Annotated in this window: 13 protein-coding genes; 6 read left to right on the forward strand and 7 right to left on the reverse strand. The window is 59.4% G+C overall.

What is annotated here, in order from left to right:
• Positions 1-45: 45 nt before the first annotated feature.
• The 3 genes from ABIQ96_RS22575 to ABIQ96_RS22585 are packed head-to-tail and all read right to left on the reverse strand — an operon-like array spanning position 46 to position 2,451.
• Positions 46-777 (reverse strand): spermidine synthase, encoded by a 732-nt coding sequence (locus ABIQ96_RS22575; RefSeq protein WP_348216912.1) that lies wholly within the window; start codon positions 775-777, stop codon positions 46-48.
• 45 nt (positions 778-822) lie between these two features.
• Positions 823-1,872, reverse strand: a complete 1,050-nt coding sequence (locus ABIQ96_RS22580) for a thiamine pyrophosphate-dependent enzyme (protein WP_348216913.1) — start codon at positions 1,870-1,872, stop codon at positions 823-825.
• A 21-nt stretch (positions 1,873-1,893) separates the two neighbouring features.
• Complete coding sequence (locus tag ABIQ96_RS22585) at positions 1,894-2,451, reverse strand: sugar O-acetyltransferase (protein WP_348216914.1); 558 nt, start codon at positions 2,449-2,451, stop codon at positions 1,894-1,896.
• A 56-nt stretch (positions 2,452-2,507) separates the two neighbouring features.
• On the opposite strand from ABIQ96_RS22585, the gene ABIQ96_RS22590 reads away from it, so the two are divergent.
• On the forward strand, positions 2,508-3,032 hold the full coding sequence (locus ABIQ96_RS22590) for a GNAT family N-acetyltransferase (RefSeq protein WP_348216915.1): 525 nt from the start codon (positions 2,508-2,510) through the stop codon (positions 3,030-3,032).
• On the opposite strand, the gene ABIQ96_RS22595 is transcribed toward ABIQ96_RS22590, so the two are convergent.
• Positions 3,016-5,544 carry a CapA family protein gene (locus tag ABIQ96_RS22595; RefSeq protein ID WP_348216916.1) on the reverse strand — a complete coding sequence of 843 codons (2,529 nt, stop codon included), beginning with the start codon at positions 5,542-5,544 and terminating at the stop codon, positions 3,016-3,018. The two genes, ABIQ96_RS22590 and ABIQ96_RS22595, sit on opposite strands and share 17 nt — an antisense overlap.
• The gene (locus ABIQ96_RS22600) at positions 5,501-6,814 is read right to left on the reverse strand and encodes a hypothetical protein (RefSeq protein ID WP_348216917.1); all 1,314 of its coding nucleotides are present in this window, start codon (positions 6,812-6,814) and stop codon (positions 5,501-5,503) included. The genes ABIQ96_RS22595 and ABIQ96_RS22600 overlap by 44 nt, the downstream gene beginning before the upstream one ends.
• Positions 6,815-6,900: 86 nt before the next feature.
• On the opposite strand from ABIQ96_RS22600, the gene ruvA reads away from it, so the two are divergent.
• Positions 6,901-7,497, forward strand: a complete 597-nt coding sequence (gene ruvA / locus ABIQ96_RS22605) for a Holliday junction branch migration protein RuvA (RefSeq protein WP_348216918.1) — start codon at positions 6,901-6,903, stop codon at positions 7,495-7,497.
• Between the two features lie 136 nt (positions 7,498-7,633).
• A complete protein-coding gene (locus tag ABIQ96_RS22610) occupies positions 7,634-9,079 on the forward strand; it encodes an MFS transporter (RefSeq protein WP_348216919.1) in 1,446 nt (481 codons plus the stop codon).
• Here the strand turns inward: ABIQ96_RS22610 and queG are convergent.
• Positions 9,076-10,110, reverse strand: a complete 1,035-nt coding sequence (queG, locus tag ABIQ96_RS22615; protein WP_348216920.1) for a tRNA epoxyqueuosine(34) reductase QueG — start codon at positions 10,108-10,110, stop codon at positions 9,076-9,078. The two genes, ABIQ96_RS22610 and queG, sit on opposite strands and share 4 nt — an antisense overlap.
• A complete protein-coding gene (locus ABIQ96_RS22620) occupies positions 10,107-10,658 on the reverse strand; it encodes a shikimate kinase (protein ID WP_348216921.1) in 552 nt (183 codons plus the stop codon). Before ABIQ96_RS22620 ends, queG begins: the two co-directional genes overlap by 4 nt.
• Before the next feature lie 711 nt (positions 10,659-11,369).
• On the opposite strand from ABIQ96_RS22620, the gene ABIQ96_RS22625 reads away from it, so the two are divergent.
• Genes ABIQ96_RS22625 through ABIQ96_RS22635 form a run of 3 tightly spaced genes read left to right on the forward strand, consistent with a single transcriptional unit; the run spans position 11,370 to position 14,667 of the window.
• Positions 11,370-12,368, forward strand: coding sequence for an ABC transporter substrate-binding protein (locus tag ABIQ96_RS22625; protein ID WP_348216922.1), 999 nt, complete (start codon positions 11,370-11,372; stop codon positions 12,366-12,368).
• 29 nt (positions 12,369-12,397) lie between these two features.
• Positions 12,398-13,771: an ABC transporter permease gene (locus tag ABIQ96_RS22630; protein ID WP_348216923.1), complete on the forward strand. Its 1,374-nt coding sequence runs from the start codon at positions 12,398-12,400 to the stop codon at positions 13,769-13,771.
• The gene (locus ABIQ96_RS22635; RefSeq protein ID WP_348216924.1) at positions 13,768-14,667 is read left to right on the forward strand and encodes an ABC transporter ATP-binding protein; all 900 of its coding nucleotides are present in this window, start codon (positions 13,768-13,770) and stop codon (positions 14,665-14,667) included. The genes ABIQ96_RS22630 and ABIQ96_RS22635 overlap by 4 nt, the downstream gene beginning before the upstream one ends.
• Positions 14,668-14,690 lie beyond the last annotated feature (23 nt).

A 14,690-nucleotide genomic window follows, 5' to 3' on the forward strand; every position in this document is an offset into this window, starting at 1 on the left:
GTAAGCGGCCAAATCGCCCGCGTCCAGCCCCACGGACCGCGGAATTCAGTCCGCAGCTCGTTTCCGCGCCACATACACCGTGCTCGCCGACTCCTTATCCAGCAACGGATTGAAAAATTTTACCACATGCGTCTGCGGCGCCTCGAAAACCTCGGCAAGATGGCTGAGGAAAACTTCATCCGGCGGATCGTCCGACCACAGCGCGAACACGCCGCCGGGATGCAGTTGCGCGGCGAGGCGGCGCAGGCCGTCCGCGCTGTAAAATGCCGCGTTCCGTTCGTGCAGCAGATTCTGTGGCGAATGATCAATGTCCAACAGCACCGCATGAAATTTCCGCCCCGGCCGGGTGGGGTCGAATCCCACTTCCGGGGCAGCGGCGAGCGCGAAGAAATCCCCGAGGATCAACCGGCACCGCGGATCGCCGGTTAGCGTTTCACCGAGCGGCACCATCCCCTTCTCATGCCACTCGATGACCGGAGCCATCACGTCCACCACCAGCAACTCCGCCACCCGCGGATCCTTCAACGCCGCGACCGCCGTGTAGCCGAGGCCGAGTCCACCGACGACCACATCCAGCATCTCACCTTCCACCGCAGCCAGTCCGAGATCCGCCAACGCCTCTTCCACTTCATGAAACAAACTGGACATGAGATAGCCGTTTCCTAGCAGGACTTCGTAAACGATCAGATCGTCCAACATCGCCATCCGTCGGCGGCGCAAAATCAGGTCGCCCAGCGGCGTCGGTCGGAAATCCAGTTCTTCAAACAGCGGCTTCATTGATGAGCATAGCCGGAGCATCCGAGGCACCGCGACGTTATTGTCTCAATCATTGAAAAAATGCCGTCCGATCTTCGAACTTTCGGTGGCATGGTCGGTTTCCCAATAAACGTCGCTGCAGATGTCGGAGACCACCGGCGGCGCACCATTTTCCGCGAATGCGACGGCGGCCAAGGCTTCTGCTTTCGCCTGCCGGGAAATCTCCTCCAACCCCGCCTCATCGAGAAGCCCTTCATTTATCAGCCGAAGGCCCCACAACATCATCGGATCACGGGACTTCTTTTCTTCGATCTCTTCCGGCGTCCGGTATCTCTTATGATTGGCGTCGGCAACATTAGATCCGAAATACCGATAAGTGGAAATTTCCAAAACCGTCGGCCGTTGATGTTCACGCGCCCGATCGATGGCAGGCTGAATTCTCGCCCTCATTTCGTAGGGATCGGCATCGCCGATCAAATCCCAATCAATGCCATAAGTCTCCGCCCGCCGCGCCAGGCAATCCTTGAAAACCGAGGAGCGTGACACGGATGTTCCCATCGCGTAGCCGTTATTCTCGATGATGTAAATCACGGGCAGTCCGAATAGTCCCGCGAGATTCAGCGACTCGTGATAGACTCCCTGATTTACCGAGCCCTCGCCGAGAAAACAGAAGACCACCCCCTTGATCTCCCGCTGCTTCAATGCAAACGCCAGTCCCGCCGCGAGTGGTGTTTGCGCGGCAGCGGTCGCATGGCAGCCCCAGTGGTGTTTCGCGGGAGCATAGAATGAAAACGCCCCGCTCTTGCCCTTCGAGCAGCCGTTCGTTTTGCCAAACAACTCCGCCATGCACGGTCCCATCTCCATTCCGGCGGCAAGCGCATGGCCCATTCCCCGCCAGCCGCTGATAGAGTGATCATCCGGCCCCATCAGGGAACGAACTCCCGTCGCTACGGATTGCTGCCCGATGTTGAGAACCAAAAAACCTGCCATTTTCCCCGCATTGTAATGCTTCAACGCCGCTTGCTCGAACCTGCAAATCCGCATCATCTGCCGATAGAGATCGATCTTGCTCTCGGCAGACCAAGTCCGGTTGATGTCATGTTCCTGATCGATCATGAGAAGTTCGCGAGGATAGTCTCATTCAGCCAGCGACCGCAGCACCCGGCAAGGATTCCCTGCGGCGATCACATCCGCCGGGATCGACTTCGTCACCACACTGCCTGCGCCGATCACGCTGCGATCTCCAATGGTGACGCCGGGGCAGATGATCGCGCCGCCGCCGATCCAGACATCGCTGCCGATGGTGATCGGCTTGGCCGACTCCAGCCCGCCGCGGCGCTCCATCGCATCGAGCGGATGGGTGGCGGTGTAGATTTGCACGGCGGGACCCAATAGCGTGTTGTCGCCGATGACGACCGGCATCACGTCGAGCACGATGCAGTTGAAATTGAAATAGACGTTGCTGCCGAGGGTGATGTTCGTGCCGTAGTCGCAATGGAACGGCGGTTGGATCGTGGCGTCGGTCGCACAGCAGAGGAGTTCGGATAAAATCCGGCGGCGCTCGTCCTGCTGGTTCTCGGTCGAGTCGTTGAGAAGTTTGCAAAGATCCCGGCACCGCGCCCGCTCGCCGATGAGCTGCGGATACTGGGCATCGTAGAGCTCACCCGCTAACATTTTTTCCTTTTCGGATTTCATGGATTGGCAGATCGGAGGATTGACGGAAAAAATGAATCCGCCAAGCTTGATGAATCATGATGGAGCGCCTCATCATCCGCAATTTCCAGGAGAGCGACTCCATCCCGGCGATCACGCGGTTGCTGCACGAAGCCTACGCCCCGCTCGCGGCGATGGGCCTGCGTTATACGGCCACCCATCAGGATGACGAGGTGACACGCCGTCGGCTCGGCAGCGGATGGGCGTGGGTGGCGGAGCTGGATGGCGAAATCGTGGCGACCGTCACCCTCTATCAAAATTCGTCGGGCAGTGAGGAGTGCGCGTGGTATCGCGACCCGAGAGTCTTTTCGCTCGGCCAGTTCGCCGTGCGCCCGGATCTCCAGTGTCTCGGACTTGGCGGACGGCTGATTGCGATGTTAGAAACTGAGGCCTCCGCACGAGGGGCCAGGGAACTGGCGCTCGACACGGCGGACGGCGCGGACCATCTGATCCGCTGGTATGAAAAACGAGGATTCCGTTTCATCGAGCATGTGGGCTGGGGCAACACGAACTACCGCAGCGTGGTGATGTCGAAAACGTTGAGAGTCACCGCACGGCTTTGATCGGGGCGCCACCGATTTCCATCACCCGGATCACTCCCGAATCCGCCCCTTTCAAACCGCGCGGATAGATCGCGTTGCCAAGCGAGTGGAGAATCACCGCGCCACCGTGAATTTCCTCCCGTTGGATCACGTGAGGATGTGCGCCGACGACGAGAGCAACTCCACGTGCAGCCAGCCAGCGTGCCCAATGCCGTTGATCGTCGTCCACCCGCGGGTCATATTCGTTTCCGCCGTGGACCATGACGATCACCCGCTCGCCTGCTGCACGGGCCATTTGGATTTCCTGTTCAAGGATCTCACGGTGAAGCGGCAACACCGCGACTCCGGCGTGATTGGGTCCGGCGGCACCCGTTTCGAAATAGCAGATGCCAAACACGGCCATCTTCACCCCCTTGCGCTCCATTCGCCAAGGGCGGCAGGCTTCCACCTCGTTTTTGCCAGCTCCAAAACAGGCCATGCCGGCATTTTCCAAGGCCTTGATTCCTTCGACAATTCCATCCGCCCCGGCATCGGCGGCGTGGTTGTTTGCCAGGGAAACGGCATCCACTCCCTGCGACTTCAGCCAACCTAACCTATCCGGTGAAAATCGGAAATCGTAGCGGGGCTTTCCGTCCGGCCCTTGCATCGAGGGAATGCCTTCCAAATTCGCTACAAAGGCATCGGCATCTCCCTTGCCAAAACCTTCGATCACCTCGCGGTCTTCACCTGCCAACGCGACATCGCCGGCGAACGCGATCCGGCAGGTCGGCGGAGAAAGCGGCACGCGCAGGGAGAAGACCGGACGCGTCTCCGCGAGTTTCGCCAGCTCGATGATTTCGGGAAACCCGCCGAGGTGATGCACGACGAGATCATTCCCGTCTAACACGCCGAGCGGCTCGCGGTCCTGCCAGACCGCGGCGACGTGCTGGCCGAAGTCGATGACGATGCCGCGCTCAATCCCGGTGGTGGTGATTTTCACTCCATCGGCCAGCCTCACATTTTCCGCCTGGGTTGCGAGTTGCGCGCGCAGGCGGCCGGGATCGCCCCAGGTTAGAGCGATGCCGTTCCGCCGCCAGGAATGGATGAAGAGATTCGCGCAATCGCTGCCCCAGCCGGTTTCCACGCCGGACAGATCGCCCGCCGTCACCCCGGCGATGCCGAAAACATAAGGCATTCCGCCGCATTCGGAGACCGAACCACGGAAGCCCTCCGCCGTGCGGATGCGAAGCTCGATGCAGGCCGCGGGAAGCCAGCCGCGCGGAGTTTCGATTTCCGCCTCGATGAGAAACCGCCCGCCGGTCGCGCGCCGCCAGGTCGCGGGATCGAGTTGGAAATCCGTGGTTTCTCCCAAACTGCGGCGTTTCTCGTAAATCCAGCGGGCCGGGGATTTCGAAAAGCTTTTTCCAAGCCCGGTCTCCGGCAGCAGGTCATATGCCTCCCGCGCAGGCTCCAACAGAAACCAGCGGGTCCTGCCGGTCGCGTCCTGCGTGGCCTCCGCCCGCAACACGGGTTCCTTGCCGAGCGGAAATCGCCACACGCCATCGCTGTCAATCTCACCGCTCACCGGGACAATCCCGGACGTGCCGAATTCCTCCTGCCAGAGAGAAGGCAGCCATACGCCGTTCCGGTCCTTGATCGTTAGGGTTTCGCCGAGTTCGCACAGTTTCATCCGCGTTCCCGGCGAAGCCTTGGCAAGTTCCCAACGCGGAATTTGTTTTTTCAACTCAGCCGCCTTCAAAGAGGCGTCAGGCCGGTCGTCGAGCGACGCGTCCATCTCCATTCTCGCGCCACGGGTATGACGCACGGCATCGATGGCGAGCGCGACCAGCGCATCGGCTTCGGCATCGTCTGTTAGCCACGGGCGCGACACGGCGAAAGCCACTCCTGCCAGTCCGGGCCAATCCATGGCGCGTTCCCAGATCGCTTCAAAATTCGCGGTGCGGTCTTTAGGCTTCATCCCCGCGAAGAAATCGAGATCGATGGCGAGGATGATTTTCCGCGCTCCCGGCTGCCATTCGCGGAAACCATTCAAATCGCAAGTGTCCCAGCGTCCCGCAAACGATCCCGCCGAGCGCGGCTCGACTTCCAACCTGCCGTCCAGTGAATCCGTGGCTTCCAGATTTTTCACCTCACGTTCCTTGTTTGCGAGCACCGGAGCAGCCAGCCACAGCACGCGGTCCAACGGCCGCGGCATCAGCGACTCGATCCAGTTGAAAACTTGGACACGGCCGTTCTTCCGCCAATTTTCCACGCGGATCTCGCGTTCTCTTTCCGATGGCACCCGTCGCATCTCCTCGCGGATTTCCTCGGACCGCTCCGCCGGCGACGCATCCGAATGGGCATCTACCAGAACGAGGACATGCGGTTCATCGAGATCGAAATTCCGCGTGATCCAGCCGGCCGTCTCGGCGTGGTTGTCCGCGATGAACACCGGCAGCTCCTGCCCGGCATGGACGGGAACCGACAGGACGACAGCCGCCAGCAACGATCTAACGAACCGGTTCAAGCTTCGGTTTTTTGTCGAGCCGGACATGCAGGCGGATTCCGCTGACGCAAAGATCTTCAAAATGCTTGCCCGGCCAAACCTCCTGGAAGGTCAGCCGGATTTTCTTCACCGGCTTGGCATAATCCCGGACAGCGATGAAACAGGCGGTGCGGGCATCCGAAACGGAAGCGGTGAAAGAATATTCGCCATTCAGCTCGACAAGCACTTTCTTAGGACGGGCATTGGCTTGGAACAATTCCTCGCTCTTGAAATACCCCGGATTCATTTCAATGGCGTCGAGCGGCTTTGCCACCGCGGGAGTTAGTTCGAGCCACTCGCCGATCCCCGGTCCTGTCGCTCCCTCGCTCCAAGTTTGCCGTTCACCCGGATCTTTCACATTCGCAGCGTCATAGGAAAGCCCGTTCGCAGGAGAAAGCGTGGTGCTGGCGGTCACCTGATAGTTCACGTGAGACATCGACCAACGATCGCCTCGCTGCACATATCGCGAGTGGTCGGGTCCGTTAAACTTTACGGGAGTGCTCTCAACCTTGGGCCGGGCTTCGATTTCCAAATCATCTGCCATCGTGGGTTCGAGGTTCTCGAATTCCCACACCCAGTTTTCGCCGGATTTCTTGAAACGGTTCACCGGTTTGAAGACTTTGAGGTCCTCGGCGGAAATTCCGTTCGGCTTGAGCATGATTTTGCCGGTGCCGATGGTCCCAGCCCAAACAGCCGCCGTCGAAAGACGGTATTTAAAAACCGCCGGACCAGCCGAAACATCCTCGCTCACGCTCCATTCTTCGAGTGGATAGCCGCTCCGGAAGCGGATCTGCACCGGCTTCTCCTCTCCGGCGGCAAATGTGATCTCGGAAACCAACCAGCCAGCGATCCCGGCGAAACGCTTGTCATCGGAGGGCTTCTTTTCTTCCTGCCATTTCGCCGCAATGCCCTTCCCCGCTGAAGCGATCGTGTAGTCCTGGCAGTATTTCAGAGTATTGGTCTTCTTCGAACCGTCCTTACCTATCTCGGTCATCAACTCGCGATCAAACGATTCCTCCACCGGAAACCCGAACCGGACCGTTACCTTTTTGTCGGCCTCATTGTGCATCAAATAGCGCACCTCGACATCCGCCGCGGCCGCCCCCAGTTCGACCGTGAGTTTTTCATCCAGAATGCGGATTTTTTCCGTCTCCTTTGGCTCGAAACCCGCGACATCGCCCATATTCTCCACCCCGCCGCGGAAGTAGCCGCCGCCGTTAGCGAAAGCCGGCTGCGTCAGCACGGTGAAACCGATGACGAGCCACGTGTTGATTCTCATGTCCTCATGCTCCCTAACCAAGTTACGGAGTCAATTTCCAAATGGATCGGCATTGACGCGTCGGACGGCACGTCCAAGCTCACCACATGATAGCAAGACTGCGGGGCAAGGTGATCGAGGCGTATCCAAACCGGCTGGTGGTGGATGTGCATGGAGTGGGCTACGAGGTTTTCATCCCGCTTTCGACCTTCGACCGGTTGCACGCAGCGGAGGGGCTGGACGTCGACCTGCGGACGCACCTGCATTTCAGCCAGCTCGGGCAGAAATTGTTTGGATTCGCGAGCGAGGAGGAACGGGATGTTTTCCTGCTGCTCATCGACCGTGTGAGCGGCGTGGGGCCGACGATGGCGGTCTCGGTGTTGAGCGGGATGGATGTGAACCAATTCAAGAAATGCGTGGTCGCGGGCGATGTGGCGGGGCTTTCGAGACTCAAGGGTGTCGGGAAAAAGACGGCGGAGCGGATCGTGCTGGAGCTGAAAGACAAGGTCGGCGTGACGGAAACCTGGCAGGATGCGGCGGCAGGCCAGGTGAGTGCCGGGGCGGCGGATGCGGAGCTGGCGTTGATCGCGCTGGGCTACAAGCAGGTGGACGCACGCAAGGCAGTTAGAAAAGTGCTGGATGCGGATCCGGCGGCACCCACGGAAGCTCTGGTGCGCGGGGCATTGCGGGCGCTCCAGGGATAGAAATGCGGAAATGCCCAAACGGGTGACTGGCGCAAATGAGTGATATTTTGTTTCTTGTCAGCAGTATTTCACCCGCACAACCTCGACAGCGGATTGGGAAAACATTTTTTCCCGCCATCCAAACCCTTCAATCTGAATGACCGCCACATCCGTCCCGGCCACCCGCTACCGCTGGTCAATTTGCGCCCTGCTGTTTTTCGCCACGACCATCAACTACCTCGACCGCCAAGTGCTGTCGCTGACGTGGAAGGACTTCATCGTGCCGGAGTTTCATTGGACCAACTCGGACTACGGCACCATCACGTCACTGTTCTCGATCTTCTACGCGTTCGGCATGCTGATCGCCGGCCGTTTCGTCGACTGGATGGACACGAAAAAGGGATTTCTCTGGGCGATCTTCATCTGGTCCATCGGCGCTTGCGTGCATGCCCTCTGCGGCATCGCCACCTCGGGAATTCTAACAGGTCATTGGTTGGTTGGCTTCGAAGGGGCGCGGGAAGCCGTGAGCCATGTGGACAATATCGCCAAGATTTCCTCGGTGAGCGTTACCCTTTTCATTTTCGCGCGCCTGGTGCTGGCCATCGGTGAAGCCGGCAACTTCCCCGCCGCGATCAAAACCACGGCCGAGTTCTATCCGAAAAAGGACCGCGCCTTTTCGACCAGCCTGTGGAACGCCGGAGCCACGGTGGGCGCGCTGGCGGCTCCGCTGATCATCCCGCCGCTGGCGCTATATTGGGGCTGGGAAGCGGCGTTCGTCGTGATCGGCGCGCTCGGATTCGTGTGGATGGGATTCTGGGTGTTGATGTATGACAAACCGGAAGTCCACCCGCGGGTGAATGCCGCAGAGCTAACCTATATCCGGCAGGATATGGATCATGATCCGGTCCTGAAAGCCGGTGAAGCCCGCGCCAAGACCTCGTTCCTCGCGTGCCTGCGCTATCGCCAGACATGGGCATTCGCGCTCGGCAAGCTGCTCACCGATGGTGTCTGGTGGTTTTTCCTGTTCTGGACGCCCGCTTACCTCAGCGCCGTCTATCATATCAAGTCGTCGGATCCCGCGGGCAAATGGGCGCTCTTCACTCTTTACGCAATCACGCTGCTTTCCATCATCGGCGGTTGGCTGCCATCGTATTTCGTCGGTAAGAAAGGCATGAATCCATACGCCGGCCGGATGAAGGCGATGTTGATCTTCGCCTTCTTTCCCCTGCTCGCGCTGCTGGCCCAGCCGTTGGGAACCTACAGCTACTGGTGGCCGGTCATCATCATCGGCATCGCCGGCGCGGCCCACCAGGCATGGTCCGCCAACCTGTTCTCCACCGTTGGCGACATGTTCCCGAGAAAGGCCATCGCAACCATTACAGGCATCGGCGGCATGGCGGGCGGGATCGGAGCCTTCGCCATCAACAAGTCTTCCGGCGTCCTATTCGACTACGCGAAGAAAGTGGATATGACGGTCCTTGGCTTCAAAGGAGAAGAAGCCGGCTATTTCATCATCTTTTCCTTTTGCGCGGTCGCCTATCTCGTCGCCTGGATCGTCATGCGCACCCTGGTGCCCCACTACAAGCCGATCACCGATCTCTAACTTCCCATCCGCTCATGAATCCGCCGGACCGCCCATGCGGCGTGTTCGGCGATCAGCGGGTCGGGATCGGCGGCGGCTCGCTCCAATGCCGGAAGGTCGTCGGGCCTTCCGGTATTACCCAGCGCCACGCAAACGTTTCTCAGGAACCGCGGGCGTTTGATGCGCTTGATCGGCGATTTCGCGAACAAGGCGCGAAAGCCTTCGTCGTCGAGATCGAGGAAATCGCGCAGGCGTTTTTCAAAAACCGAGGTCCGGGCGTGGAAGGCCATTTCCCGGGATTCCGCGGCAAAGCGGTTCCACGGACAGGCGTCGAGGCAATCGTCGCAGCCGTAGATCCGGTCTCCCATGGCGATGCGGAATTCCTCGGGAATAGGTCCCTTGTGTTCGATCGTTAGATAGGAAATACAGCGCCGTGCATCCACCCGTCGCGGGGCCGTGATGGCTTGCGTGGGGCAGGCGGTGATGCAGGCGGTGCATTTCCCACAATGGTCGCCGAAGGGCGCGTCGGGCGTTAGATCGAGCGTGGTCAGCAGTTCCGCGAGGAAAAACCACGCGCCCAGATGGCGGTGGATTTGCACGGTGGACTTGCCGTTCCAACCGAGCCCGGCATCGCTGGCAAAGTCGCGTTCGAGGACAGGACCGGTATCCACGTAGAACCGTTGGATGCCGCCGAGCGTCTGCAGTTTCACATCGAACTCGCGGAGGCGCTTTTCGATTAGATCGTGGTAGTCGTCATTCCAGGCATATCGGGCGATGCGGTAGCCACCGTCATGTCCCTCGGGAAACGGGCTGCGGCCCGGGTAGTAGTTGAGGGCGAGGCAAACGATGGATTTGCAATCCGGCAGAACCTCGCGCGGATCGCAACGGCGGTCGGGAGTGCGCTCGAGCCAAGCCATCTCGCCATGTTTCCCTTCGGCGATCCAGTCACGGAAAAGCCCCGCATGACTGGCTTCCTTGGCCCGCGCGATGCGGCAGTCGTCGAATCCGAGTTCCGCCGCCCATGCTTTGATCTGCTCCACGGTCGCGTTCACAAATGGCCGGTGAAAAAGTAACGCGCGCTTTCCAGAATGCCGGTCGCGAGTTCGCCGCAGTCGAGTCCGCTGGTGTCCACTTTCAGATGCGCGGTTTCGGCGTAAAGCGGTTTCCTAACCGCCAGCAGCGCCTCGATCCGCGCTGCGGGATCGTCGGTATGAAGCAGCGGCCGATCGCGGTTTTTCGAGGTCCGTTCGAGGATGACGGCCAACGGTGCCTGGAGCCAGACGACGTAGCCGAGGTGCCGGAGCAGATTCCGGTTTTCCTCCCGGCCCACCACACCGCCGCCGGTCGAGATGATGCGCCGGGGCGCGGCGGGATCGACCAACTCTCCCAACAACGCGGTTTCCATTTCGCGGAATTTATCCTCGCCTTCATCTGCGAAAATCGCGGCGATGGATTTCCCGGCGCGTTGCTCGATGACGTGGTCCATGTCCACCAGAGGGTAGCCGAGCCGCTGGTGCAGCTCGCGTCCGACGGTGGATTTTCCACTCCCCATGAAGCCGATGAGAACAATGTTCTTCGGCGGGGTTTGCGACTCGTTCATGCGGGCATCCTAGAGTGAAGGCGGCGGAGGGATAAACCGTAAAAGCGGACCGCAAGCCATTTTGGCAAATTGGCGGTCTCCCGCGCAACCAAAAGAGCGATCCGTCTCCAGATTGCCTTTGATGGTAATTATGCCAGAAAGGCCCGCAACATTCGCCACAAGGAAGATCCAACTGCTGATGTTCCCGTCCACATCCAAAACTCCGGTGTTGACCCCGATTTCATTCGTAAATGGGGGCAAGCTGGTTCCAAAGGTCCCCCAGCCGTCATTCCGTTAGACGACCGTAAACGTCGGGAAAGATTTTAGGAGAACCGACATCGAACCCCCGTTTCCGACTTTACGGATCACGCCCCATTGACGTTCAACTTCCCGGTGCTCGTCTGCCTGCCGACGACGCCTCGGTTGCTGAAATCGATGGAGGCCCTCGCCAGGACGCAACGGTTCCACGGTTCTGGACAAATTCCCCGATCGAATTGCCCCCGCTGTCGTCAGAGAAAATCACGGCGATCGATTTTCCGCGGGCTGCTGCACGACGTGACGTGATCCACGTCCACGAGTTGGCAGCCGAGCCTCTGGTGCATGACCGGAAAATCCGCGGCCTGGAGCCAAGCATATGACGCCTGCACCACAATCGTATGAGCGCCAGATAACTATGAAATCCATTGGCACGGCGAGTGCTCAATTTGCAAATCGGGGAACTGATTTCCCAAAATGGCCGCATCCACCGCTATGAAAAAACACACGTCCTTCCTGCTCGCTTCATTGATGGTCTTATCATCCCTCGTCTGCAAGGCGGCGGAACCGCTCAAAATCGGCTATTCCGACTGGCCCGGGTGGGTCGCGTGGGAGATCGGCATCAAAAAAGGTTGGTTCAAAGAAGCCGGCGTGGATGTGGAATTTGTCTGGATGGACTACGTGAAATCCATGGAAGCCTACGCTGCCGGCAAGCTCGACGCGGTGTGTGTGACCAACGGCGACGCACTCGTCACCGGAGCCACGGGGAAACCGTCCGTCTGCGTGCTTCTGAACGATTACTCGAATGGCAACGACATGATCGTCGCCAAGGGGGATTATAAAACGCTTAAAGACCTCAAGGGCAAGACAATCGCGCTGGAGGAAGGTTTCGTGGAGCATCTCCTGCTGTTGAAAGGCCTCGAACTCAACGGCATGGCCGAAAGCGACATCACCATCAAAAACACGCCGACTAACAGCACTCCGCAGGTTTTCTCGTCCGGTCAGGTGGACTCCATCGCCGCTTGGCAGCCGAATTCCGGCCAGGCACTCAAGCTGGTTCCCGGTTCGAAAACCGTCTTCTCGTCCAAAGATGCTCCCGGTCTCATTTACGACGGACTTTTCTGTGATCGCGACAGCGTGAAAGCCCACCGTGCGGAATGGCTCAAGGTCGTTAAAGTCTGGTTCCGCATTTCGGAATATTTGGCCAAGGAAGACAACATGGATGACGCCCTTGCCATCCTCGCCGAACGGGTTGGCGTGAAACCCGCGGAATACGAGCCGCTGTTCGCAGGCACCAAGATTCTCACTCCCGCCGAGACGCTCAAGGTTTGGGAAAAAGGCGACGGCCTCGGTTCGATCTATGGATCTTCCAAGATCGTCGATGACTTCAACGTGAAGTTCAAAGTTTACGAAAAGCCGGCGGACATCGGTTCCTACTTCGATCCCACGCTGACCAAGGAAGCTCTCGGCAAATAAGTTTCTGCTGATTCCAATTCCCTCCCGCCATGAAATCCCCAGCCGCTGGTCGATGGCTCATGGTGCGGAAGGAACTGGATCACTCGCGCGCTTCGCTGACGATGGCGCTTTCGTTTTTGCTTCCCCTGATCATCTGGTGCATCGCCTCCTACGGCCCGTGGTGGAAAGTGGCCCGGCAGATCACGCTCTCGGCGGAAAGCCCGCGCGTGCAGAGCGTTTATTCTGTCGGTGACCGTCTGACTCCATCCACATGGAAGGAGTTCACCACCGCCGTCGAACAGGATAACAAAGAAATCGGCACCGCGCGCGAAAGCGGCCAACCGGTCGCCGGTTCCGCCAGGCAGAACAAGAAAATCCTCCGCCAGATCCATCCCGCTGCGGTGGCCAACGGCTGGCTTACCCGCGCGCAGGAAATCGATGACGAGGCGATCCGCAAAACATGGATGCAACTCGCGTCCGGCGAGCTCAAAGCCAAATCCCAGCCGCTCTCAAAGGAAAACCTGACGATCATCCGCCAGAACGCCGAGATGCTGACCAAGGCGGGCTCCGACTACCCGAAGGAAGCGCTGCTCAAGTTGCTGCCCGAGTCCATCGAGGAGGTCGCCCGGCCCGTCTATCTGATTCCTCCGGATGTCGTCGCCATCTCGTTGTGGAAAGGCATTACCGCCGGCAAAGCCGACGACGGCGATGCGGGAGCGGAACGCAAAACCCTCCTCCAGCGCTACGGCGAATCCTGGCGCACGATCGTCCTTGGATTTCTGCTAGCCATCATCGTCGCGATCCCCATCGGCGTTCTCGCGGGCACTTTCGATCTGGTTTCGAAACTCGTCGAACCCTTCGTCAACTTTTTCAGCTACATGCCGGCTCCGGCGTTCGGCGTGGTCCTCATGGCGATTTTCGGTCTCGATCTGGGACCAAAGATCATGCTTGTTTTCCTCGGCACGCTGCCTTGCGCGGTCCTCACCATCGCCAAAACCACCCGCGGTCTCGACGGATCGCTGCTAGAAGCCGCGCAGACCCTCGGCGCGAACCAGAGACAGCTCATCACCTCCGTCGTCCTTCCCGGTATTTTGCCAAATCTCTACAAGGACCTCCGCCTGCTTTTCGGCACCGCCTGGACCTGGCTGGTCATCGCCGAACTCCTCGGTTTCAAAAGCGGCCTCGCCGAAATCATCGACACCCACGGCCGCCGCTTCCAGTTCGACATCGTCTATCCGGCCATTCTCCTCATCGGCCTGTCCGGATTTTTCATGGACCAGATCCTCGCCTACCTGGCCCGCTACTTCTTCCCGTGGGTTGACCAACCGAAGCAGGGGTTCCTCGGCCGGTTTTTCTCGGCCAGAAGCAGGATCCTCGGGCCTTCGAAACCACCCGCAGCCGCCTCCGCCCCCGCTTCTCCATGATTGCGAGCCTCTCTTACACAGACCAAGCGCCTGAGGTGAAGGCACGTTTCGACAAGCTCAAGGCACGCCCGAAACTGTTGGAAATTTCCGGTCTCTACAAACGCTTCCAATCAAAAGCGGGCGAGGTCGTCGCCCTACAGGACATCAACCTCACGGTTCACCGCCGCGAGTTCATGTGCGTGCTCGGCCAGTCCGGTTGTGGGAAATCCACCCTCATCCGGATCCTAGCAGGTCTGGAAACTCCCAGCGCCGGACAAGTCCTCGTCGATGGCAAGCCGGTCGTCGGTCCCGGACGCGACCGCGGCATGGTCTTCCAAAGCTACACCTTGTTCCCATGGCTCACGGTCAAACAAAACGTCATGTATGGTCCGCGAATGGCGGGTAAGGACGATTTCACCAACGAAGCCGAAGCCCGGCAGTGGCTAGCCCTCGTCGGCCTCGACAAATTCGAGGAGTCCTATCCCCATCAACTCAGCGGCGGCATGAAACAACGCGCGGCCATCGCCCGCGCCCTTGCCAACGAGCCGCGCATCCTGCTGATGGACGAACCCTTCGGCGCACTCGATCCACAGACGCGCCAGCAGATGCAGGCCTACCTGCTCCAGATTTGGAAAAACGTCGATATCACAATCTTCTTCATCACCCACGATCTCGATGAGGCGATTTTTCTATCAGACCGCATCCTCGTGCTCGATCCCCGGCCGGGCCGCATTCGCGAAATCGTCGAGGTGCCGGTTCCGCGCCCACGCGATCACGAGCAGCTCCGGTGTCCCGAATTTCTCACCACCAAGGCCCACCTCGAAACCATCATTCACCCCGAAGATTCGCACGCGAAACCGTCATTCGACAAACTGCCGATCGGCCGGATGACCGATGTGGACGACAGCGTGGAGTAGAATTTTGAGTATGACGATCATAT

It is taken from the genome of Luteolibacter sp. (assembly GCF_039920825.1).
Taxonomy (GTDB): Bacteria; Verrucomicrobiota; Verrucomicrobiia; order Verrucomicrobiales; family Akkermansiaceae; genus Luteolibacter.

Coding starts and splice junctions, on each gene's coding strand:
- ABIQ96_RS22630 (WP_348216923.1), top strand. CDS start 12,398: ATGAAATCCCCAGCCGCTGGTCGATGGCTCATGGTGCGGAAGGAACTG.
- ABIQ96_RS22610 (WP_348216919.1), top strand. CDS start 7,634: ATGACCGCCACATCCGTCCCGGCCACCCGCTACCGCTGGTCAATTTGC.
- ABIQ96_RS22580 (WP_348216913.1), bottom strand. CDS start 1,872: ATGATCGATCAGGAACATGACATCAACCGGACTTGGTCTGCCGAGAGC.
- ABIQ96_RS22635 (WP_348216924.1), top strand. CDS start 13,768: ATGATTGCGAGCCTCTCTTACACAGACCAAGCGCCTGAGGTGAAGGCA.
- ABIQ96_RS22595 (WP_348216916.1), bottom strand. CDS start 5,544: ATGTCCGGCTCGACAAAAAACCGAAGCTTGAACCGGTTCGTTAGATCG.
- ABIQ96_RS22575 (WP_348216912.1), bottom strand. CDS start 777: ATGAAGCCGCTGTTTGAAGAACTGGATTTCCGACCGACGCCGCTGGGC.
- ABIQ96_RS22590 (WP_348216915.1), top strand. CDS start 2,508: ATGATGGAGCGCCTCATCATCCGCAATTTCCAGGAGAGCGACTCCATC.
- ABIQ96_RS22585 (WP_348216914.1), bottom strand. CDS start 2,451: ATGAAATCCGAAAAGGAAAAAATGTTAGCGGGTGAGCTCTACGATGCC.
- ruvA (WP_348216918.1), top strand. CDS start 6,901: ATGATAGCAAGACTGCGGGGCAAGGTGATCGAGGCGTATCCAAACCGG.
- ABIQ96_RS22620 (WP_348216921.1), bottom strand. CDS start 10,658: ATGAACGAGTCGCAAACCCCGCCGAAGAACATTGTTCTCATCGGCTTC.
- ABIQ96_RS22600 (WP_348216917.1), bottom strand. CDS start 6,814: ATGAGAATCAACACGTGGCTCGTCATCGGTTTCACCGTGCTGACGCAG.
- ABIQ96_RS22625 (WP_348216922.1), top strand. CDS start 11,370: ATGGCCGCATCCACCGCTATGAAAAAACACACGTCCTTCCTGCTCGCT.